This window comes from Arthrobacter sp. Edens01 (genome assembly GCF_001307035.1).
Lineage (GTDB): Bacteria > Actinomycetota > Actinomycetes > Actinomycetales > Micrococcaceae > Arthrobacter_B.
The window spans coordinates 669,794-691,013 of sequence record NZ_LKIU01000002.1; the positions used below are offsets into that span (position 1 = coordinate 669,794).

General features: G+C 61.0%; 16 protein-coding genes. 13 read left to right on the forward strand and 3 right to left on the reverse strand.

Translation table 11 applies throughout. The features are described from left to right. The first annotated feature begins 28 nt into the window (after positions 1-28). Positions 29-4,858 carry an NAD-glutamate dehydrogenase gene (locus AO716_RS03535; RefSeq protein WP_055239551.1) on the forward strand — a complete coding sequence of 1,610 codons (4,830 nt, stop codon included), beginning with the start codon at positions 29-31 and terminating at the stop codon, positions 4,856-4,858. A gap of 12 nt (positions 4,859-4,870) precedes the next feature. Continuing rightward, the gene (locus AO716_RS03540; protein ID WP_055239552.1) at positions 4,871-6,352 is read left to right on the forward strand and encodes a sensor histidine kinase; all 1,482 of its coding nucleotides are present in this window, start codon (positions 4,871-4,873) and stop codon (positions 6,350-6,352) included. A 117-nt stretch (positions 6,353-6,469) separates the two neighbouring features. Here AO716_RS03540 and AO716_RS03545 read toward each other — a convergent pair whose 3' ends face one another. Further along, a complete protein-coding gene (locus tag AO716_RS03545) occupies positions 6,470-6,718 on the reverse strand; it encodes a WhiB family transcriptional regulator (protein WP_055239553.1) in 249 nt (82 codons plus the stop codon). A 257-nt stretch (positions 6,719-6,975) separates the two neighbouring features. On the opposite strand from AO716_RS03545, the gene AO716_RS03550 reads away from it, so the two are divergent. The 9 genes from AO716_RS03550 to AO716_RS17880 all read left to right on the forward strand — a co-directional run bounded on the left by AO716_RS03550 (position 6,976) and on the right by AO716_RS17880 (position 15,741). Beyond that, the gene (locus AO716_RS03550; protein ID WP_235471983.1) at positions 6,976-7,401 is read left to right on the forward strand and encodes a hypothetical protein; all 426 of its coding nucleotides are present in this window, start codon (positions 6,976-6,978) and stop codon (positions 7,399-7,401) included. Between the two features lie 365 nt (positions 7,402-7,766). Next, positions 7,767-9,839: an acyltransferase family protein gene (locus AO716_RS03555; RefSeq protein ID WP_082413280.1), complete on the forward strand. Its 2,073-nt coding sequence runs from the start codon at positions 7,767-7,769 to the stop codon at positions 9,837-9,839. 61 nt (positions 9,840-9,900) lie between these two features. Continuing rightward, positions 9,901-11,088: a UDP-galactopyranose mutase gene (gene glf, locus AO716_RS03560; RefSeq protein ID WP_055239554.1), complete on the forward strand. Its 1,188-nt coding sequence runs from the start codon at positions 9,901-9,903 to the stop codon at positions 11,086-11,088. Between the two features lie 110 nt (positions 11,089-11,198). Then, a complete protein-coding gene (locus AO716_RS03565) occupies positions 11,199-13,130 on the forward strand; it encodes a glycosyltransferase (RefSeq protein ID WP_055239757.1) in 1,932 nt (643 codons plus the stop codon). Positions 13,131-13,132: 2 nt separating this feature from the next. Continuing rightward, positions 13,133-14,005 carry an ABC transporter permease gene (locus tag AO716_RS03570; RefSeq protein WP_055239555.1) on the forward strand — a complete coding sequence of 291 codons (873 nt, stop codon included), beginning with the start codon at positions 13,133-13,135 and terminating at the stop codon, positions 14,003-14,005. 3 nt (positions 14,006-14,008) lie between these two features. Further along, positions 14,009-14,737, forward strand: a complete 729-nt coding sequence (locus tag AO716_RS03575; RefSeq protein ID WP_055239556.1) for an ABC transporter ATP-binding protein — start codon at positions 14,009-14,011, stop codon at positions 14,735-14,737. 320 nt (positions 14,738-15,057) lie between these two features. Further along, on the forward strand, positions 15,058-15,258 hold the full coding sequence (locus tag AO716_RS17875) for a helix-turn-helix domain-containing protein (protein ID WP_414826575.1): 201 nt from the start codon (positions 15,058-15,060) through the stop codon (positions 15,256-15,258). Between the two features lie 25 nt (positions 15,259-15,283). After that, complete coding sequence (locus AO716_RS16910; RefSeq protein ID WP_160317904.1) at positions 15,284-15,544, forward strand: IS3 family transposase; 261 nt, start codon at positions 15,284-15,286, stop codon at positions 15,542-15,544. Positions 15,545-15,657: 113 nt separating this feature from the next. Next, positions 15,658-15,741 carry an IS3 family transposase gene (locus AO716_RS17880; protein ID WP_082413282.1) on the forward strand — a complete coding sequence of 28 codons (84 nt, stop codon included), beginning with the start codon at positions 15,658-15,660 and terminating at the stop codon, positions 15,739-15,741. Positions 15,742-15,830: 89 nt separating this feature from the next. Here the strand turns inward: AO716_RS17880 and AO716_RS03590 are convergent, their stop codons facing one another. Both AO716_RS03590 and rfbA read right to left on the reverse strand, forming a co-directional pair. Then, complete coding sequence (locus AO716_RS03590; RefSeq protein WP_321164360.1) at positions 15,831-17,792, reverse strand: DUF6541 family protein; 1,962 nt, start codon at positions 17,790-17,792, stop codon at positions 15,831-15,833. Between the two features lie 131 nt (positions 17,793-17,923). After that, positions 17,924-18,793: a glucose-1-phosphate thymidylyltransferase RfbA gene (rfbA, locus tag AO716_RS03595; protein WP_055239559.1), complete on the reverse strand. Its 870-nt coding sequence runs from the start codon at positions 18,791-18,793 to the stop codon at positions 17,924-17,926. Between the two features lie 94 nt (positions 18,794-18,887). Between rfbA and AO716_RS03600 the strand changes: the two genes are divergently transcribed. Continuing rightward, positions 18,888-20,159, forward strand: a complete 1,272-nt coding sequence (locus AO716_RS03600; RefSeq protein ID WP_055239560.1) for a hypothetical protein — start codon at positions 18,888-18,890, stop codon at positions 20,157-20,159. 57 nt (positions 20,160-20,216) lie between these two features. After that, positions 20,217-21,215 carry a dTDP-glucose 4,6-dehydratase gene (rfbB, locus tag AO716_RS03605; protein WP_055239561.1) on the forward strand — a complete coding sequence of 333 codons (999 nt, stop codon included), beginning with the start codon at positions 20,217-20,219 and terminating at the stop codon, positions 21,213-21,215. The last annotated feature ends 5 nt before the right edge of the window (positions 21,216-21,220 follow it).

A 21,220-nucleotide genomic window follows, 5' to 3' on the forward strand; every position in this document is an offset into this window, starting at 1 on the left:
TAAGCGGCGAATTTCGGAGGCGTATTAAATGTCGTCTGGGTCCAACTCCACGGATCTTTCCAGTTCGGATACTTCCCTCGAGGATTTCATCGGGAATTACTACGAGCACCTGGCGGCGGAAGATGCCGCTCTCTACCCTCCGCAGGCACTGCGGGAGCGGGCAGAGGCGCACCGGTCACTTGCCTGGACCCGTGCCGAGGGAACTGCTGCCGTTGATGTCTTCGACCAGGGCGATGCCAGCGTCATCCTCATCGTCACCGATGACATGCCTTTCCTCGTGGACTCCGTCACTGCAGAAATCGTGCGGCAGAACAGCGGCATCCGGCTGATGGTCCACCCCACCTTCCTCGCGACCCGCCACAAGGACAGCGACACCCTCCAGCAGGTGAAACGCGTGCCCAACGCTGCCGGCATCTCCAGCGGAGACACGGCCGCGCTTCCGGATATATCAGGCCTGCTGGGCGGAAGCGGAGCGACCACGCGCATTGAATCCTGGATCGCCGTCGAGGTTCCCAGGCTTACCGATGAGAGCCGGCGCAAGGACATGGTTGACGGCCTGGTCCGGGTCCTGGACGACGTGCGGCTGGCCGTCAAGGACTGGTCCGGCATGCGGGCGAAGGTCCACGAGATCGCTGCTGAACTGGCCACCGCCGGACCCGGGATCCCGGATCTCCAGCAGGCCCGGGAACTGCTGACCTGGCTGGATGACGGAAACTTCACGTTCCTCGGCTACCGGGAGTACGACCTGCTCAACGAGGACGGAGAGGACGTGCTCCGAGCCTCCTCCGGCACCGGACTGGGCCTGCTCCGCCGTCGTTCGGAGGCAGGCAAGGTCCAGCACCTGACAACCGCTGGCAGGGCCAAGGCACGCGAGAAGCGTGCCCTGGTAATCACCAAGGCGAACTCCCGGTCAACGGTCCACCGTGCTGCCTACTTCGATTACATCGGCGTGAAGCGCTTCGACGCGGACGGAAACGTCAACGGCGAACGCCGTTTCATTGGTCTGTTCGCCACCGGGGCCTACACGGGTTCAGTCCGGGAGATACCTATCCTGCGGGACAAGGTGCAGGACGTCATGCGCCGCGCCGGCTTCCCCGCCGATTCACACTCCGGCAAGGACCTGCTCTCCATCATGGAGACGTTCCCCCGGGACGAACTCTTCCAGATGGACGCGGACAGCCTGCTGGAGACGGCCCAGGGGATCCTGCGTCTGCAGGAGCGCCGCCGGACACGGCTGTTCCTCCGTCCGGATGTATACGGCCGGTTCATGTCTGCCCTCGTGTTCCTGCCCCGTGACCGCTACACCACCTCGGTGCGTCTGCGCATCCAGGACGAGCTGCGGGCTACTTTCAGCGCAGAGTCAATCGACTACGAGGCGCGGCTGACTGAATCGGCGCTCGCACGCCTGTTCTTCCGAATCCGCCTGCCCAAGGGTGCGGAGATCGGCGACGTAGACGCAGCGGCGCTGGAGCGCAGGCTGGTCAACGCCACCCGGTCCTGGTCCGAAGGTATCGACGAGGTGCTGCGCGGGAAGTTCGAACGCGAGCAGGCCGAACAGCTCTCTGCCCTGTGGGGGGACGCCTTCCCCATGGATTACCGCGTCGGCTACGAAGTTGAAGACGCGCTGGAGGACATCGCCCGGTTCGAGGACCGTCTGCAGAATACGGAGACGGCGCCGGAGCTCTTTGTCTACCTGCCCGCAGGCGGGGCGGACAGCGCTGACGCACGGGTCAAGCTGTACCTGCTCGAACCGCGCTCACTGACTCAGATCCTGCCCTTCCTGCACAACCTCGGCCTGGAAGTCCTTGACGAGCGTCCGTTTGAGATCAAACGGCAGGACGGGGTTGAACTCTTCCTCTACGATCTCGGGCTGCGTTACCGCCCAGGTGTGGATCCGCTGGAAACCGGAAGCCTCCTGGCAGCAGCTTTCCGGGCCGGAATTTCCGGAGCCAGCGAATCCGATGCCCTGGAGCGGCTGATCCTTGGGCAGGGCCTCGGCTGGCGGGAAGTTGTGATGTTCCGCAGCTACGCCAAGTACATGCGCCAGATGGGCAACACGAACTCTTACGGTTTCATTGCGGACACACTGATGGGCAACCCGCGGGTGACCGGCGCACTGGGCCGCATGTTCCGGGCCCGGTTCGACCCGTCGCTCGAGGATGAGAAGCGTGCCGCGGAAATGGAAGCCGCCCGCAGCGATCTCGACGCAGGGCTGGAACAGGTTCCCACCCTGGACGCGGACCGCGTCCTGCGGACCTTCGCCAACCTCATCGAAGCCACACTGCGCACCAACTTCTACCAGGACAAGCCGTACGTGAGCCACAAGCTCAACACGGCGGCAATCGACGGGGCGCCGTTCCCTCGGCCGAAGTATGAGATCTGGGTTTACTCCCCGCGGGTGGAAGGTGTGCACCTCCGCTTCGGCGAAGTGGCCCGCGGCGGTCTGCGCTGGTCTGACCGCCGGGAGGACTTCCGCACTGAAATCCTCGGGCTGGTCAAGGCACAGACCGTGAAGAACGCCGTCATTGTTCCAACCGGGGCCAAGGGAGGGTTCTACGCGAAGCAGCTTCCTGATCCTGCCCAGGACCGCGGTGCCTGGATGGAAGAAGGCAAGGAAAGCTACCGCACGTTCATCCGGGGGCTCCTGGACATTACCGACAACCTTGTTGTCACCGAAGACGGCGAGCAGGTCCGTCCGCCGGAGAACGTGGTGCGGCACGACGGTGACGACAGCTACCTCGTTGTTGCCGCTGACAAGGGCACTGCGTCATTCTCCGACATCGCCAACGCACTCTCCGCGGAATACGGTTTCTGGCTCGGCGATGCCTTCGCATCAGGCGGATCCGTGGGGTACGACCACAAGGCCATGGGCATTACCGCCCGCGGTGCCTGGGAATCCGTGAAGCGCCACTTCAGCGAACTCGGAGTCGACACCCAGAACGAGGACTTCACCGTTGTGGGCGTGGGCGACATGAGCGGCGACGTGTTTGGCAACGGCATGCTGCTGTCCAAGCACATCCGCCTGGTAGCGGCCTTCGACCACCGCCATGTGTTCCTGGATCCCAATCCGGACGCTGCGCGCTCGCATGCTGAACGGCGCAGGCTCTTCGAATTGCCGCGCTCGTCCTGGGCTGATTACGACGAAAACCTGATCAGCGAAGGAGGCGGGGTGTTCCCCCGCCAGTCCAAGAGCATCCCGATCAGTGCCCAGGTACGTGAGGTCCTCGGCCTGGACGCGTCGGTGACGCGCCTGAGCCCGCCGGAACTCCTCAGGACGATCCTCAAGGCACCCGTCGACCTGCTGTACAACGGCGGCATCGGTACGTACATCAAGGCGTCCGCCGAAACGAACGCCGAGGTGGGGGACAAGGCCAACGACGCGATCCGAATTGACGGACGCGACGTCCGGGCCAAGGTCATCGGCGAGGGCGGCAACCTGGGCATGACCCAGCGCGGCCGCATCGAAGCTGCCCTGTCCGGAGTCATCCTGAACACTGACGCGATCGACAACTCAGCGGGCGTGGACTGCTCCGACCACGAAGTGAACATCAAGATCTTCGTGGACCGTATGGTTGCTGCGGGCAGGCTGGACGCGTCCGAGCGCTCCGCCTTCCTGCATTCGATGACCGATGAGGTCGGACGCCTGGTGCTGCAGGACAACATCGACCAGAACATGCTGCTGCTGAATGACCGCCAGCGGGTAATCGAGTGGAGCCCCAGCTTTGAACGGCTGATGGACTGGCTCGAGGAACACGCCGGGCTGGACCGTGCCCTGGAAGCCCTGCCGACCAAGGACGAACTGCGTGCCCGTGTTGCCGAAGGCCACGGCCTGAGTGCTCCGGAGCTCTCGGTGCTGGCTGCCTACGCCAAGATCGAGCTGACCCGGGCGCTTACAGCCTCCGACCTGGCAGACGACCCGTACTTCCGCAGGACGCTGCGCCGGTACTTCCCCAAACAGCTGGTGGAACGCTTCGATGACCAGCTGGATACCCATCCGCTGCGGCGCGAAATCATCTCCACCATGGTCGCCAACGACATGATCAACATCGGCGGAATCACCTTCGCCTTCCGGGTCATGGAAGAGACCTCAGCTACCGAGGCCACGGTTGCCCGTGCCTTCAGCGCGCTGCGCGAAATCTACGCGATTGACGACGTCGTTGCGGCACTGGGAGAGCTGCCCGCCAGCTTCCCGACCGAGACCTGGACCTCCATCCACCTGGACATGCGCCGGCTGCTGGACCGTGCCGTGCGCTGGTTCGTGAACCATGTGGGACGAGGCAGCTCCATCGACGAGGACATCCAGGCTTTCAAGCCGATCGTCGAACCGCTCCGGAAAGACCTCATGCGCTTTATGTGCGGAGCTGACCGGGACCGGGTTGAAGCCGCCCTGGAGAAGGCATCCGGCTGGGACGTGCCCAAGGAACTTGGCACCTACTGGGCGGAGCAGTTCGAAAGCTACGGCCTGCTGGACGTCGCCCTGGCGACCCGGCAGGTCCAGGAACCCGCAGAGAACATTGCCGCCGTCTACTACGCGGTTTACGACCGCTACGGGATCGACGACCTGCTGGAGCGCATCACCAAGCTGCCCCGCGGCGACCGGTGGCAGGCACTGGCCCGCGCCGCCCTGCGCGATGACCTGTACTCCACGGTCGCGGACATGACTGTGGCGGCCCTGCAGGCCACCCCATCCATGGAGGGTGAGGAACCCGTAGCCCGGGTGGAAGCCTGGGAGCAGGAAAACGCAGACAACCTTGAGCGAGCCACCAAGATGTTCGCCGAGGTAAACCAGCTGGAGCAGGATGACATGGCTTCCCTTTCGGTTGCCCTGCGCCTGCTGCGCTCGATCGTAAGGCGCTGACGGACCTCCGATATGGCGATATTTACCGACCCGATCAAGGACCACGCGGATTTCGGTCCGGGCGATGCTGAGTGGCTGCACCTGCTGGTGGGGGACTGGCAGCTGGTTGCGGACCTCGCGTTCGCTGACCTCGCCCTGTGGTTTCCGCTGCCCGAAGGCACCTACGTGGCGCTGGCACATGCCCGCCCATCGACGTCGCATACTGTGTTCCACAGCGACTTCGTGGGCGAGCGTATCCGTGCCGACCTGCAACCTCTGGTGGACAAGGCCTGGAAGTCCCAGACCATTGAGCGCTCCAGCGAGACGAACTGGACCACGGAGACGGCGATGCGGGTGGAAGCGATTCCGTTCGTCCGCAACGGGCGCACGCTCGCCGTCGTTACCTCCCACATGGACCTTTCGAGTTCCCGGATGCCCTCACGGCTTGAGCTCACCTACCGGCAGTGCGCCTATGACCTGCTGCGGATGGGCACGCTGGGACTGTGGCCGGACTTCGCCACACCCACAGGGTCCCGCCGCGGCGCCCCACGCGTGGGCGACGGACTGATCCGGCTCGATGCCCAGGGAGTGGTGCAGTATGCCAGCCCCAACGGGGTCTCCGCGTTCCGCCGCCTTGGCGACATGGAAACGCTGGAAGGCAGGCCGCTTGCTGAAATCACGACGGCGCTGCTCAAGGACCGCAGGATGGTGGACGAAACGCTGCCGCTGGTGGTCACCGGGCGGATGCCGTGGCGCACCGAGATCGAGTCGAGGGGAGTGAGCCTGTCCCTGCGGGCCATCCCGCTGCGCGATGAGAAGGAACGGTTCGGCGCGCTGGTGCTGTGCCGCGACGTTTCGGAGCTGCGTCGGCGGGAAATGGAACTTGTGTCCAAGGACGCGACCATCCGCGAGATCCATCACCGGGTGAAGAACAACCTTCAGACGGTGGCAGCGCTGCTGCGCATGCAGTCCCGGCGGATGGAGAGCGAAGAAGGCAAGCAGGGCCTGGCCCAGGCCATGCGACGGGTCTCAACGATCGCGCTGGTCCATGAGACGCTGTCCCAGGGCCTGACCCAGAATGTTGACTTTGACGAGCTGATCGACCGCCAGTTCCGCCTTTCGGCCGAAGTTGCCTCACCGTCGCAGGCAGTCCGCACCGAACGGCAGGGCACCTTCGGTGAGCTGCCAAGCGACCTGGCCACGCCGCTTGCCCTGGTGATCAACGAACTGGTGACCAACGCCGTCGAGCATGGGCTCGCCGGTAAGGAAAACGGCACCGTATGGCTGAATGCTGAACGCCACCAGGGCAAAGACGGCGAAGAGAACCTGACGGTTACCGTCGCTGACGACGGCGTTGGGCTGCCTGACGAACCGCGGAGGGAAGGGCTGGGCCTCCAGATCGTCCGGACGCTGGTCCAGAGTGAGCTCGCCGGAACCATTGAGTGGTCGAAGAGGCCGGGCGGAGGTACTGAGGTGACGATCCAGATCGGGCTGGACGGCGCCCGCCGGCGCTAGGCCACTTTCCACGCCCACAAAGAAGGGCCGCTGCCATCCGGCAGCGGCCCTTCTTTGGTCCGGGCGGGGGTGCCCGGTAAGTCTTAAGGAGGTCCGGTTGGTCCTCTTCCGGGTCCCCTAGGAAGCCCGGCGTGCCCTAGCGGCACGGCGCTTCAGCGCACGGCGCTCGTCTTCGCTCATGCCGCCCCAAACACCGGCGTCCTGTCCGGTCTCGATTGCCCACTGCAGGCAGGTATCGATTACCGGGCACCGGCGGCAAACGCTCTTGGCCTCTTCAATCTGAAGAAGAGCCGGGCCGGTGTTCCCTACGGGGAAGAACAGCTCCGGATCCTTGTCCAGACATGCTGCGCGGCTCCGCCAATCCATGCTAATCACTATCTCCTCTGAAAAGTTGACTCCGCTTGTTTGTGAAAACATTCACGAGCAACCACAAACTAAAGGGGCCGGTTTCGGCCCCTGATTCCCCTCTACAAGGGTGTCACGCGATGGAAACGCAAACAAGGGTTAACAAGCTGTTAATCTGCCGGAAATGATGAGTGATGCGTCACAAAGGCCCGTGGCCTCGGTCCTCTAGGATCCCTAACCGGTCGCTGCCCCTCGACTATGTCCGGTATGGTGCCAGTGTGTCAAGACCCCAAAATTCCCCGGCCCAACAGTCGCGCCCGGGCGCAGTTGTCCTGATTTCGGCCATTCTGGTCTTTGAGGCACTTGCCCTTTTGGGAGTTGCGGGCTGGTACGTCTACAACCTGATCAACTCCACAGCGACCTCTTTCGGAGGAGCTGTCTTCAGCCTGTTCCTGATCGTCCTTGTGGCCGTATGGCTGCTGGTGGTTGGCCACTTCTTCTTCAGGGGCATGCGCTGGACGCGTGCTGCAGCACTGGTCTGGCAGCTGTTCATGATCGTTATTGCCGTGCCGACCCTGCAGGGCGGTGTGGTGCTGGTTGGGTTGGTGCTGCTCCTGCCCGCTGCGGCAGTCATCCTGCTGCTGTTCTCCAAGCCGGTCATCGCATGGACTTCGCGGACAAGTGGGGACACCAAGGCTTTCTGAGGCTGACGCCCATGCGCTGAGGGGATGCGCAGATCACCGCTTGTTCCTGGCCGCTGGTTCGCCACTCGTTGGACTGTTTCCCTGTCGTGTTTGTCACAAGGTTTGACGGCGCGCGTCTTTCTCGGACCTGCACTTGGACTGAATCAGTGTTGCGGGCGACTCCGGCAGGCAACGTCGCAGACTGGCCGTGGGCGGCGTGTTCCGTCGGCTTGAGCGAGGAGAACAGCCGGGAGAAAACCAGCTGAGCCGAAGAGGGGAGCCACAGATAACACGCTCCCGATTCCGTTGAGTGCTTCCCAAGGCGGATTGTCGCTGAGGGTACACTTCCAACCGGGGATCAAGTAATGCGCCAATGAGAGGTATGTGTGTCCCAAGAGTTACTGGCTGGCAGGCAGCAGCCCCCGACGCGTAGATCGTCGAAGAAGTCGACCTACCGTCCGGAGGTCCAGGGCCTGCGGGCACTCGCCGTCCTTATGGTGGTGACGTACCACGTCTGGTTCGGGCGGGTATCCGGCGGCGTGGACATCTTCCTGCTAATCTCCGCCTTCTTGCTGACCCTGTCCTTCATACGCAAGGTGGAAGCGGGCAGGGCCCTTGACCTTGGCCGGTACTGGCTGCACATGTTCAAGCGCCTGCTGCCCGCCGTCGTCGTGGTCCTGATCGGTGTCCTCGCGGCAACTGCTCTTTTTGTTCCCCGGTCGCGGTGGACGGAGATCCTCTCTCAGGCCTGGTCTTCCCTGTTCTACTTCCAGAACTGGGCTTTGGCGGCCAACTCCGTTGACTACTACGCCACCGACCAGAGCTTAGCCAGCCCGCTGCAGCATTTTTGGTCCCTCTCGGTTCAGGGGCAGGTGTTCATCCTCTGGCCATTGCTGTTCGCTCTGGCTGCGTTCATCGCCAAAGCGGGGAGGCTCCGTTTCCGCAGGGTAGTTCTGCTGGTATTCGGAACCGTCTTTACAGTGTCGTTGGTCTTTTCCATCTATGAGACCTATACAAACCAGGTCCAGGCATACTTCGATACACGCACCCGCCTTTGGGAGTTCGCATTCGGCACACTCCTGGCCTTGGCCTTGCCTTATCTCCGGCTGCCTCGGCCCGTGCGGATTGTTGCCGGTTGGGTCGGTCTCGCGGCCATGCTTTCGGGCGGCTTCATCCTCGATGTCCAGGGCCAGTTCCCGGGCTACGTTGCGTTGTGGCCCCTGGTCGCAGCGGCCTTGATCATTCTCGCCGGTCAGACCGACAGCCCAATAGGCGCAGACCGTCTGCTGACATGGAAACCCCTGATACGGCTGGGCGATATGTCCTATGCCCTCTACCTGTGGCACTGGCCTGTCCTGATCATCTACCTAATCTGGCGCGGGCGTGAAGAAGTCGGGCCAGTCGGGGGCACCGCCATCATCGCGCTGTCCCTTTTGTTGGCGTACCTCACCACCAGGTTCGTGGAACGACCCTTGCGATCCATGACGTGGGCGGAGAGAAAGCGGCGCCGGGCTGCCGTGGTGATCGGAGTATGCATCGCCTTGGTTACAGTTCCCGTGGCGGGTTGGCAGTCTGGCCTCAAGCTGGAAGCTGAGAAGCTGGCCGCCGGGGCTGATAGAAACAACCCTGGAGCTGTAGCCCTGTTGCCTGGGTTTGTCAGCGTCGCCGAGGAGGGCGCCCGGATACTTCCCCAGCCGGAGCATGCCAGCGCCGAATGGCCAGAGCTGCCTGGAGACTGCACGGATACTCAGCGAATGGAAGTTGTGTGCCAGCTCGACTTCAACGAGGATCCTAATGCGCCGCGAGTTGCGCTGATAGGCAGCTCGCATGCACAGGTATGGTTGTCGGCCGTTGTGCCCATTGCGGAGCAAAGAGGATGGAACGTCAGCGTTAGAGTGAAGGGATTCTGCCCCGTCACGTTCGAGGACGGAACAGACGAAGCGTGCCTGCGATTTAACGAGCAAACGATGAGCGAGTTGCTGGCATCTCCGCCGGACCTAGTCGTTACGACCGGCAGCATAACGGTCTTAGACGGCGAAGAACACATGCACGACACGTGGGTTCGATCCATCGAACAGATGCGTCGCGCCGGGAGTGCTGTCGTGGCCATCCGCGATACGCCGCGCATGGACGGATTCGCGCCAGTGTGCATCGAGGAGAACGAAGACCAGCCGCAACTATGCGGGATAGATGCTTCCAGGACACTGGGGGCCAGCAATCCTGCCGTAGAAGCGTCACGCGAACTCGGTATCATTCATCTCGACCTCAACGATTTTCTGTGCCCAGACGGCTATTGCCCAGCGGTAATAGGCAACGTTTTGGTTTACCTGGACAACCATCACCTAACCAAAACTTATGTCCGAAGTTTGCTGCCCGTTTTTGAACAGCGGCTAGACGATGGTCTTGTGAGCAGCGGAACGACGCCGAGCTTGACCCCTAAAGTGCCTGCTGACGGATAGTCAGATATCCTTGACCGTCGGGTGCGTGCCGCAGGCTGCACCGAAACTAACAGGAGTGATTGTGAACGTTGACCTCGTCGTGGTTGGGTCAGGCTTTTTTGGCCTCACCGTAGCCGAGCGTGCCGCTAAAGAGCTGGGCCTGAAAGTTGCGGTCCTGGACCGCAGACACCACATCGGTGGCAACGCCTACAGCGAGAACGAAGCCCAGACCGGAATTGAGGTCCACCGCTACGGCGCTCACCTCTTCCACACGTCCAACGAGCGTGTCTGGAATTACGTGAACGAGTTCACCCAGTTCACCAATTACGTCCACAAGGTCTACACCAGCCATAAGGGCGAGGTGTACCCCATGCCGATCAACCTCGGCACGATCAACCAGTTCTTCCGTTCCTCGATGGGGCCCGCCGAAGCCAGGGCACTCATCCAGGAACAGGCCGGCGAACTTGCCGGAACTGATCCGCAGAACCTGAACGACAAGGGCATCCAGCTGATCGGGCGCCCCCTCTACGAAGCGTTCATCAAGTACTACACCGGCAAGCAGTGGCAGACGGACCCCCGGAACCTGCCGGCTGAGATCATCTCCCGCCTCCCGGTTCGGTATACCTATGACAACCGGTACTTCAATGACAAGTACGAGGGCCTGCCGGTAGACGGCTACACCGCGTGGATCGAGCGGATGGCTGACCACCCGAACATCCAGGTGCACCTCAAGACTGACTTCTTCGACGAGGGACACGAATTCTCCCGCGCCACCACTCTGGGCCAGGTTCCCGTTGTCTACACGGGTCCCGTCGACCGTTACTTCGACTACGCCGAGGGCGATCTGTCTTGGCGCACGATCGACCTTGAAGAAGAAGTCCTCCCCATCGAGGATTTCCAAGGAACTTCAGTCATGAACTACCCGGACGAAGATGTCCCGTACACCCGGATCCACGAGTTCCGCCATTTCCACCCCGAGCGCGACTACACCAAGGACGCAACGGTCATCATGCGTGAGTACTCCCGCTTTGCTGAAAAGGGAGATGAGCCGTACTACCCGGTCAACACTGCTGAGGACCGCTCCAAGCTGCTTGCCTACCGCGACCTCGCCAAGGGCGAAAAGGACGTTCTGTTCGGCGGACGGCTGGGTACCTACAAGTACCTGGACATGCATATGGCCATCGGGTCGGCCCTGTCGATGTACGACAACAAGATCAAGCCCCACTTTACTGGGGGAGCCAAGCTGGAAAGCGGAGGAGTCGACGCGTGAGCAAGGTCGATACAGTGACGGAACCACAACAGTCAGGCACCGTGGACGCTTCCGGCGCGGACAACACCTGGCACACTGTCCAGCGGGTCATTTTTCCGGATCAGAGCCAGATGGACACGGCGCTCCTATATGTAGACACCGGCACCGCCAGGGGAGCTGCGTTCAACACCATGGACGGGTCCATGGCCACCACGTCGAAGGACGGTAAGGTGCCTGTGGCCGCCTCCGCCGCGGCTGCTCCCCAAGGGGAGGTCAACGTTGAGGACTTTACCTCTCGCACTTCAGGGATGGCGCGTCCCGGCCAGCGACTCTCGTTCGGCACCTATTTCAACGCCTTTGCGGCGAGCTACTGGCGCCGATGGACCCGGGTCGAGAACGTTCGCCTGCAAGTGGCCACCAGCGGCACCGGCGTTGTAAGCGTTTATCGTTCAAATGCGCGAGGATCACTGCAGCATGTGGAGACGCGTCGAGTGGCCGACGAGACCGTGTCAAGGTTCGACTTGCCGCTGAAACCCTTCGGCGATGGTGGGTGGTACTGGTTCGACCTGGTTGCCGGGTCATCCCCGCTGGTTCTAGACGCTGCTGAGTGGCAGGCACCCGGGGCAGCTAAGGCACCGGGCTCCGTTACGCTCGAAATCACCACCCTGAACAAAGTAGATTTCTGCCTCAATAATTTGCGGATTCTGGCAGACAATCCTGATGCCCTGGCTTACCTCAAAGAGGTCCTGATCGTTGATCAGGGAACCAAGAAGGTGAAGGATGCCCCCGGCTTTGCGGAGATTGAAGCCAGGTTTGGAGGGAAACTCCGCCTGATTCACCAGGGCAACCTGGGCGGATCCGGCGGCTTTGCCCGCGGCATGTATGAAGCTGTCCAGAATAACAGCGACTACGTGCTTCTCCTGGATGACGACGTAGTGGTCGAACCGGAGAGCATCGTCCGTATGGTCACCTTTGCGGACCATTGCAACAAACCGACGATTGTCGGCGGGCATATGTTCGATCTCTACAACCGCACGGTTCTTCACACCTTCGGGGAGACGGTCAATCCTTACCGTTTCCAGCCCGACCATCCGATTAAGGATCAGGTTCTTGGGCACGACTTCGCCATGACGAACCTGAGGACAACCCCCTGGATGCACCGCCGCGTCGACGTGGACTACAACGGATGGTGGATGTGCCTCATCCCGACGAAGGTCATTCGGGACATCGGGCTCTCCCTTCCGGTTTTCATCAAGTGGGATGATGCAGAGTACGGCCTGCGCGCGAGGGCCGCCGGCTACAACACCGTTTCGCTTCCAGGTTCCGCCGTATGGCACATCACCTGGGCTGACAAAGACGACGCCGTGGACTGGCAGGCCTACTTCCATAGCCGCAACCGCATTATTACTGCACTTCTGCACAGCCCGTACCCTCACGGCGGACGCGTAGTCCGGGAAGGCAGCTTCATCGATGTGAAGCACCTGATCTCCATGCAGTACTTCACTGCCCAGACAAGGGTTATGGCCCTGCGGGACCTGCTGGCGGGACCTGAGAACCTGCACGGGATCCTCGCCCACAAGCTGCCCGAGATCCAATCAATGAGGAATGATTACTCAGAGGCCAAATTTGAGCCGGACCCCGACGCATTCCCCACACCCGGGGTTAGCAAGCCTCCGCGGCGAGGGCGTGGTTTCCAGGCACCTTCTTACGTAACGCTGGTCCCATGGGCAGCTAAAACGCTCGTTCGGCAGCTAACGAAGCCTGTCTCCAGCAGCAGTGTGGAGCGACCTGAAGCCCGGGTGGCTCACGTAGACAACAAGTGGTGGCGCATGTCGCAGTACGACAGTGCAATAGTCACCAACGCAGACGGAACGGCCGCATCCTGGTACCACCGGGATCCCGCGAAGCTCAGGGAACTGCTCGTTGAGGGCATGCGCCTGAACGCGATCGTTCTGAAGGACTGGCAGAAACTCAGCGAGATCTACCGTCAGGCGCTTCCTTCGATAACCTCACTGGAAGCCTGGGGCAAGACATTCGATGAATACTCGGAAGAGAGCAAATAAGGTTGTCTTCTGAACGGCTGGAGACTCCCGGTCGCGGAGCGGGTTTCGTTGACCTGGTCCGCTCCCGGTTTCTCCTCAAGCTCCTAGTCTCCAAGGAACTGAAAGTACGCTACCGCGGGTCCGTGCTGGGCTTGTTGTGGTCCTACGTCAAACCGGGCGTTCAGTTCGTTGTGTTCTACGTTGCCCTTGGGGTTTTCTTGAACCTCGAGCAGAGCGACAGTAATCCCAGAGGGCTGCCGAACTATGCCATCTACCTTTTCTCCGGCATCGTACTGATCAACTTCTTCACTGAAGCACTGGGCAACGCCTCCCGGTCAATCGTCGGTAACGGCGGCCTGATAAAGAAGATCTACCTTCCCCGCCAGCTGTTTCCCGTGGCATCTGTCTGGGTCTCGGGCGTGCATTTCGTGCCGCAGATACTGATCCTGTTGGTGGCATGCCTGTTTAACGGATGGCGTCCGGGAGTGCTGGAAGTGGCTGCTGCCCTTGGCGGGTTTGTGATCGTTGGTCTGCTGGCTACGGGTCTTGGCTTGTTGTTCGGTGCGGTCAACGTGTACTTCCGTGATGCGGAAAACCTTGTCGACATGCTGCTCATGATCGCCACCTGGGCATCCCCGGTTTTGTACTCATGGGTGATGGTACGGAACAAGCTGGGAGAGACCGCCTTCAACCTCTACCAGTTGAATCCCATAACCGTAGGTGTGGAGACTTTCCACTTCGCTTTCTGGCTGCCAACTACGGATGGGGCAGAGCAAATCCCTCCTCACCTCCTCTCCGTTTGGCTGCCCGTTGGGCTGGCCATTTCTGCAGCCGTGCTGCTCTTTGGCCAGTTCGTTTTCCGCCGCCTTGAAGGCCGATTCGCGCAGGAGCTCTAAGCCTTGGTCAATGCCATTGAAGTACGAAACGTCAACAAGCAGTTTGTCCTGCGGCATACGCGTTCCATGAAGGAAGCCTTCGTCTGGCTGGTCAAAGGACGCAAGGGGGACCTGTCAGAGAAGTTCCATGCGCTCAAAGGCGTGTCCCTTGATGTTGAACAGGGAGAGACCGTTGCCCTGCTGGGACTCAACGGTTCCGGCAAGTCCACCCTCCTGAAGCACATCTCAGGAGTTATGCGCCCTGATAGCGGGACCGTGGGCACCCGGGGGAGGGTCGCCGGACTCATCGAGGTGGGAGCAGGCTTTCACCACGATCTGAGCGGACGTGACAATGTGTACCTGAACGGGGCGATCCTTGGCATGTCTGAGGAAGAAATCAACGAGAAGTTCGATTCCATCGTTGAATTCTCCGAGATCGGTCAGTTCATCGACACGGAGGTGAAGTTCTATTCCTCCGGCATGTACCTTCGGCTGGCTTTCTCGGTGGCGGTGCATACGGATCCTGAGGTGTTTCTCGTCGACGAAATTCTTGCGGTCGGCGATGAACCGTTTCAGAAAAAGTGCATCAACAAGATCAAGGAGCTCGCCGCAGAGGGGAAAACCCTGGTGGTAGTCAGCCACGACCTAGACTTGGTGTCCCGCATCTGTGAGCGGGGAGTGCTGCTAGAGCACGGTGAAGTGATCATGGACGGTCCGGTTCATGACGTCGTTAGCCGGATGCGAGCAAACTGACGGAAGCTGCCTGGTCAGCCACTAACCGCAGACACAAAAAGAGCCCGGCCGGGTCAATCTGAACTGCTCCCCGAAGGTTGGACTGAGAAATCTGTTCACTCTCGGGGAGCAGTTCTATGTATGGCAGCTGTTCGTTATCGGAGGAGCAGCGTGAGGCAGCGGTAGCCCTGTTTGAGCTGGGTTGGGGGTACAAGGTAGCGACGAAGCTCGGCGTGGGCAAGAAGGCTATAGGCGGGTTATACGACAGGTGGAGAGTGCGCGGAGGGACAACACTATTGGCCAAGCCAACCGAGCGTAGGTTTTCGTTTGAGTTCAAGCTCATGTTTGTTCAGCGTTTCCTGGCAGGCGAAACGAAGGTCGCCTTGGCGCAGGAGTTTCAGCTGTCGTCACCGATTCTCATTAAGACGTGGGCCGGCCAGTACCGCAGTGACGGTGAAGAGGGCCTGCGCCCGAAACCCAAGGCCGCCCGAAAGCACCTGCCCGGGCCACGGAGTCCGCGCCGTCATTGCACTAAAGGCTGAGCACCGTCTGGATCTGCTCCTGGACGTGGCCGGCTTGGCTCGTTCAACGTTTTTCTGCCACCAGGCCCGCTTCCAGGACCCGGACCCGCAAGCGGAGCTCAAAGCCGCGGTCCGGGAAATCTTCGTGAAGAACCATGCCCGGTACGGGCACCGCCGTATCCACACGGTGCTGGTCAAGCAGGGCTGGACCGTGGCGAAGAAGACCATGTTGAAGCTGATGCGCTCTCTTCAGCTGGTCTGCAAGGTTCGACGCAGGAAACGCTACGCCTCTTACCGCGGTGAGTAGGGTGAAGTGGCACCGAATCTGCTGAACCGGGAATTCGAAGCTGCGGCACCAAACCAGAAATGGGTTACGGACGTGACCGAGTTCCGCGTCGGTGACCGCAAAACACCGATGCCTTGGCAACGCAGCTCAGCGCGTACATCGGCTGGTACAACCATGAACGCATCTCGACAAAGCTCGAGGGCCTGAGCCCGGTGTAATACCGTGCCCAAGCCCTCGCGGCTTAGGATCTTATTTGGCCAGTCCAACTTTCGGGGACCAGTTCAATCCGGACGGGCTCTTCCGTGTGTTAGTCACACCCGGTGATCCTGTAGAGGTTGGCATCGGGGCCTGTGGACTTGACCAGTTCAAAGCCGGGCTTTCCGGCGAGATCCATCACCCCGGCGTACTCAGGTCCGGTGTCGGACAGGGCACGGGTACCAAAGTCCAGAACGTACTCGACATCCTCATCCTGGAGGGCGGCACAGACATCGGCGTCGAATTCAGGAAGCTCCGCCGAGATGAGGATTCGTTCCGGGTCGGTGCTGGCAAACATGTGGGGTGTAAGGACTTCACGGCCGCCGAAGGCATAGGCCATGGAGCTGCCGTTCCAGGGGTTGTTCGCAATGACTGCGTCTTCCGGCACGTACTCGTCAATCACCTCGACCAGCTCGAGTTCCGTCGGGGTCAGCAGCGGCGAGGACTCATCGAAGGAGTACAAGGACATAGTGAACTGAATATAGGCCTTCACCGGGCCGAAGTAACCGAATAGAGCCAACGATGCCGTGAGGATAGTCAATGCCAGGACACGGAGTGACTGCGCATTCGCCCAGCGTACTTCCAACCGGCGGGCCGTACGCTCCGGCATGGCTTTGAGGATCCACTGCAGGATCGCCCAGGCTCCGACGGCGCCAAGGATAGTGGCGAATACGGGCAGGAACGCTGCCAGACGGTTGGTGTCCTGATACCAGTTGCCCGTAAGGAAGTTGCGGAGGAAACCGCGTTCCTGTGATGCGTCGACTACATAGAACCAGACGGCGAGCGCATAGCTGGCAATAAGCCAGCGGTTCGTCTTTGTCTGGAACAGGTAAACAGCGCCGGCAAGCACCAGTATGGTGACAAACCAGTTGGCGGGGGTGCCCATTGGGCTGTTGGTCAAGGCTTCACCTATGGCGCCGCCAGTGGTGTCGTGAGGTCCCCAGGAGTCATAGAACGCCGGACGCAGATAGAGCCAGACAAGAGTTGCGACTACCGCCCCCGCAGCAGTCAAGATACCGAAAAGTACCAGACTGGAGGGGGCCTCGGCACGATTCGTCCACCGCTGCTTGGCCACGCGCCACCATACGGTCAGGATGAGCGGAAGAGAGAACACCAGCAAGGCATTCACCACGCTCATGTGGGCTGTTGACGCGCCGGCAAGGGCGAGCAGGAAAGCTAACCACCACGACCGCTGGAGATGCTGGTCCTGATCGAGATCTGCCCCGCGGAACAGCCTGACTACTATGCCCAGGAGCAAGGGAAGCATGGCGGTGGCCAGCGTGTTGGGGAACAGCGGTCCCCAAACGAGCAGGAGGTACGGAAACGCGATCTGCGATGCGGACAGTATTCCGGCAGCCAAAGTGATCAGTGGATTGTTGCCAAAAACGCTGCGGGCGAAGAAAACGCACGCGAGAGTCCACACCACGCTGGCGGAAACGATGTTGATCGCGTTTTCAGCCAGGGGAACGCTGGCATCGGTCAGCTGGACCGTCAGCGCCGCAAATGAATGCCAAACAGCGGGATAGACGCCGACGCCGCCCTCACCCTGCAGCTCGCCAAGAGTCAGCGAAGAAGCATTCCCCGTCTCCAGCACATGGCGGATTGCGTTGAGATGGAACACATTGTCGAAGTTCTGGGCGAAATGCTCGGGCTGGCCGATGAGCTGCATAACGCGCCGGGAGATCATTGCGGCAGCCACTGCCACAGCCGCGAAGGGCACCAGGATCGTCCGCCAGCTGCTGGGAGCGGACTGGTTCACCGACCGCGCGCTCTTGACGTTCCTGGTCCAGAACGCCGTGGCGGCCCATGCAGCCGCACAAGTCAGAACGGTCCCCGCGGCGTAGACCCAAATCGACCACTCAACACCGAGGATTCCTCCAATGACGCCGAAGACGCCCACGACGGCGGCGGAGAAAGCGGGTGCGAGGGCAAGGACAGAGAACCCCCGAAATCGCAGCGTCAAGGCGACAATTAGTCCTGGTATAACCACCAGCCCGGCAGTCACCAAAAGCACGGGTAGTACGGGTATCCAGGACAAGTGGTCTCCTCAGAAGGGTTAAACGTTATGGCCGGGTAGGCCAATAAGAGTTTACTCGGAAGCAAATACCACTGTGCCCCGAGGGGCCGTCACGGGTCGGGCAGGCTCTAACGGCCGTGCTGCAAGAGTCCGGAAAGGTAGTTTCCGTACCCGCTCTTCGCAAGTTTTTCAGCACGTACCAAAAGTTCATCATCCGTAAGGAAGCCCATCCGCCACGCCACTTCCTCGGGAGAGCCGATCTTGAGTCCCTGGCGGTTCTCCACTGTGCGGATAAAGTTGGACGCTTCATTTAGTGAGTCGAAGGTCCCGGTGTCCAGCCAAGCAGTGCCGCGGGGGAGGATTTCCACTTGGAGCTTGCCGCGTTCGAGGTAGACCCGGTTGACGTCAGTGATCTCGAGTTCGCCGCGGGGCGAGGGCTTGAGGGACTTTGCTATCTCCAGAACCTCGTTGTCATAGAAATAGAGTCCCGGAACGGCAAAGTTGCTCTTGGGCTGCGCAGGCTTTTCCTCAAGCGAGAGCGCACGCCCTTCGCCGTCAAATTCGACGACGCCGTAGGCAGTCGGGTCCTGAACCCAGTAGCCGAAGATCGCTCCGCCGTCGACTTCGGAAAAGCGCCGCAACTGAGCGCCCATTCCGGGACCGTAGAAGATGTTGTCTCCCAGGACGAGTGCCACCGGACCGTCACCAATGTGGTCTGCTCCCAGGATGAAGGCCTGTGCCAGCCCATCAGGTGAAGGTTGTTCGACGTAGCTCAGCGATACCCCGAACTGGCTGCCATCCCCCAGCAGGCGCTGGAACTGTTCAGTGTCCTGGGGTGTTGTGACAATGAGGATGTCCTTGATGCCCGCTAGGATGAGTGTGGATAGCGGGTAGTAGATCATCGGCTTGTCATAAACGGGTACGAGCTGCTTGCTGATGCCCATTGTGATGGGGTGGAGCCGTGAACCCGTGCCCCCGGCCAAGATGATTCCGCGCATGGGATAATGATGTCTCACAGTGGCTACCGCACCAAATCCGCAGCCGCGGCATGCTGCCCCTGCGTTTGGACGGGGATCGACAGTTAGGCGGAACTTGAGTAAATCTCCACGGACGGCTTTCAGCGGTCCTGCTAACCGGTCCATCGGCGGCAAATCAGCTGCGGGAGTTGGAAGTGCATCACTGGTATCGGCGGCCGTCGGGTATGTCCTGCTCCTGGTCGCGGCGCGAACCCTGGACACGGAAGCGAACGCCGTATTCCTCGCCTTCTGGTCGTTCCTTTTCTTTATCTTTGGCGTGCTGGGCGGGATTACTGTCGAGACGACTCGTGCCACGAAAGCATCCGCAGATCTGCCTGAGGCTGACCGTGGTTCCCGTTTCGCCGGCCCGGCGCTGCTCATCGGCGCTGCCACCAGCGTCGTCCTTCTTGCAACCTCATTTTGGTGGGGCGGGGAGCTGTTCGGTCCGCTGGCACCGACTCTCGTTCCCGTCATCTGCATAGTTGCGGTCGTCTATGCCGGGCACGTTACTACTATCGGCGCTCTGGGAGGCACCGGACGGTGGAACAAATACTCGGTTGCTGTCTTTGCCGAGTCGGGAGTTCGCTTGGCAGCGGCTGGTGTGGTGTTCGCAGTAGGCGCCACCGTTGGCGGGCTAGCAGTGGCTTCTGCCCTGGCAGCGGCTGCCTGGCTGCTCATGCTCCTTTCTTCAAAGGATGTGCGTTCCGCTTTCTTCTCCCGTGCTGATGTAGGTGCCGGCCGGTATGTACGCAACGTCCTTCACGCCTGTATGGCGGCAATGGCGAGTGCCGCGCTGGTGGTGGGTTTTCCTGCCATGTTGAAATTCACCACGCCGGACCCGGTCTATCTTGCCTCAGCCCCGTTGCTGATGGCCCTGTCATTGACCAGGGCACCGCTGATGATTCCCCTGACTGCATTCCAAGGCGTTGCCATTACGCACTTCATGTCGCGCAAGGATGACGGGGCCAAGGCATACGTGCCCATCTTCCTGTCCGTTCTTGGCGTCGCCGTCGTAGGGGCAGCGGCCGCAGCCCTGATCGGTCCTTGGCTGATGGTCTTCCTGCTGGGTCCTGACTACCACGTCTCCGGCGCCGTCCTGGCTGCCCTAACTCTAGATTCTGGCTTCCTGGCGCTCCTGACGCTGACGGGGTCCCTTACGGTGGCGGCGGGCCGTCACCGGGCCTATTCATTGGGCTGGGTCTGCGCTGTTGTTGTCTCCCTCGCGGTGCTGCTGCTTCCTCTTGGCATTGAAGCGAAGACGGTGCTGAGCCTAGCCCTGGGGCCCATCTGCGGGATTACGGTACACACAGTCTTCGTCCAAAAGAGCTTGAAGCCAACGCGGGTGTGAGGCAACAGCGGTAGGGCCTCAACATGAGGGACCATGCAAAACCGGTAGGCTGGGTGCATGCAGAATCTCCTTGTGACCGGCGGCGCCGGCTTTATCGGTTCGAATTTTGTGCACTATGCACTGGCCAATACTGACGTCTCCATAACGGTCCTGGACAAGCTGACATATGCAGGCAACATGGCTTCGCTGCAGGGGTTGCCCGAGGAACGTTTCACTTTCGTCCAGGGCGACATCTGTGATGCTGACCTCGTAGACCGTCTGGTCGGAGAGACCGACGTCGTGGTGCACTACGCAGCGGAGTCCCATAACGACAACTCCCTGCACGATCCGCGTCCGTTCCTGGACACCAACATCATTGGCACCTACACGCTGATCGAAGCTGCCCGGAAGCACGGTAGGCGCTTCCATCACATCTCCACGGACGAGGTTTACGGCGACCTGGAACTCGATGCCCCTGAGAGGTTCACCGAATCCACCCCGTACAACCCCTCCAGCCCGTACTCCTCCACCAAAGCCGGCTCGGACCTGCTGGTGCGTGCCTGGGTCCGTTCCTTCGGTCTGCAGGCCACCATCAGCAACTGCTCGAACAACTACGGGCCGTACCAGCATGTGGAGAAATTCATCCCGCGGCAGATCACCAACGTGATCGACGGCATCCGGCCCAAGCTCTATGGTGCCGGGGAAAACGTCCGTGACTGGATCCATGCCAACGACCACTCCTCGGCTGTCCTGACCATCATCGAGCGGGGCGAGATCGGGCAGACCTATCTGATCGGCGCTGACGGTGAGAAGAACAACAAGGAAGTTGTGGAGCTGATACTGAAGCACATGGGTCAGCCGGCTGATGCCTATGACCAGGTCATTGACCGGCCGGGCCACGACCTGCGGTACGCCATCGACTCAACCCGCCTGCGCACAGAACTGGGCTGGGAGCCGAAGTTCTCCAACTTCGAGGCAGGCATCGAGGACACCATCGCCTGGTATCGGGAGAACGAAGCCTGGTGGCGGCCGCAGAAGGCCGAGACCGAAGCCAAGTACAAGGTCCAGGGCCAGTAACGGCG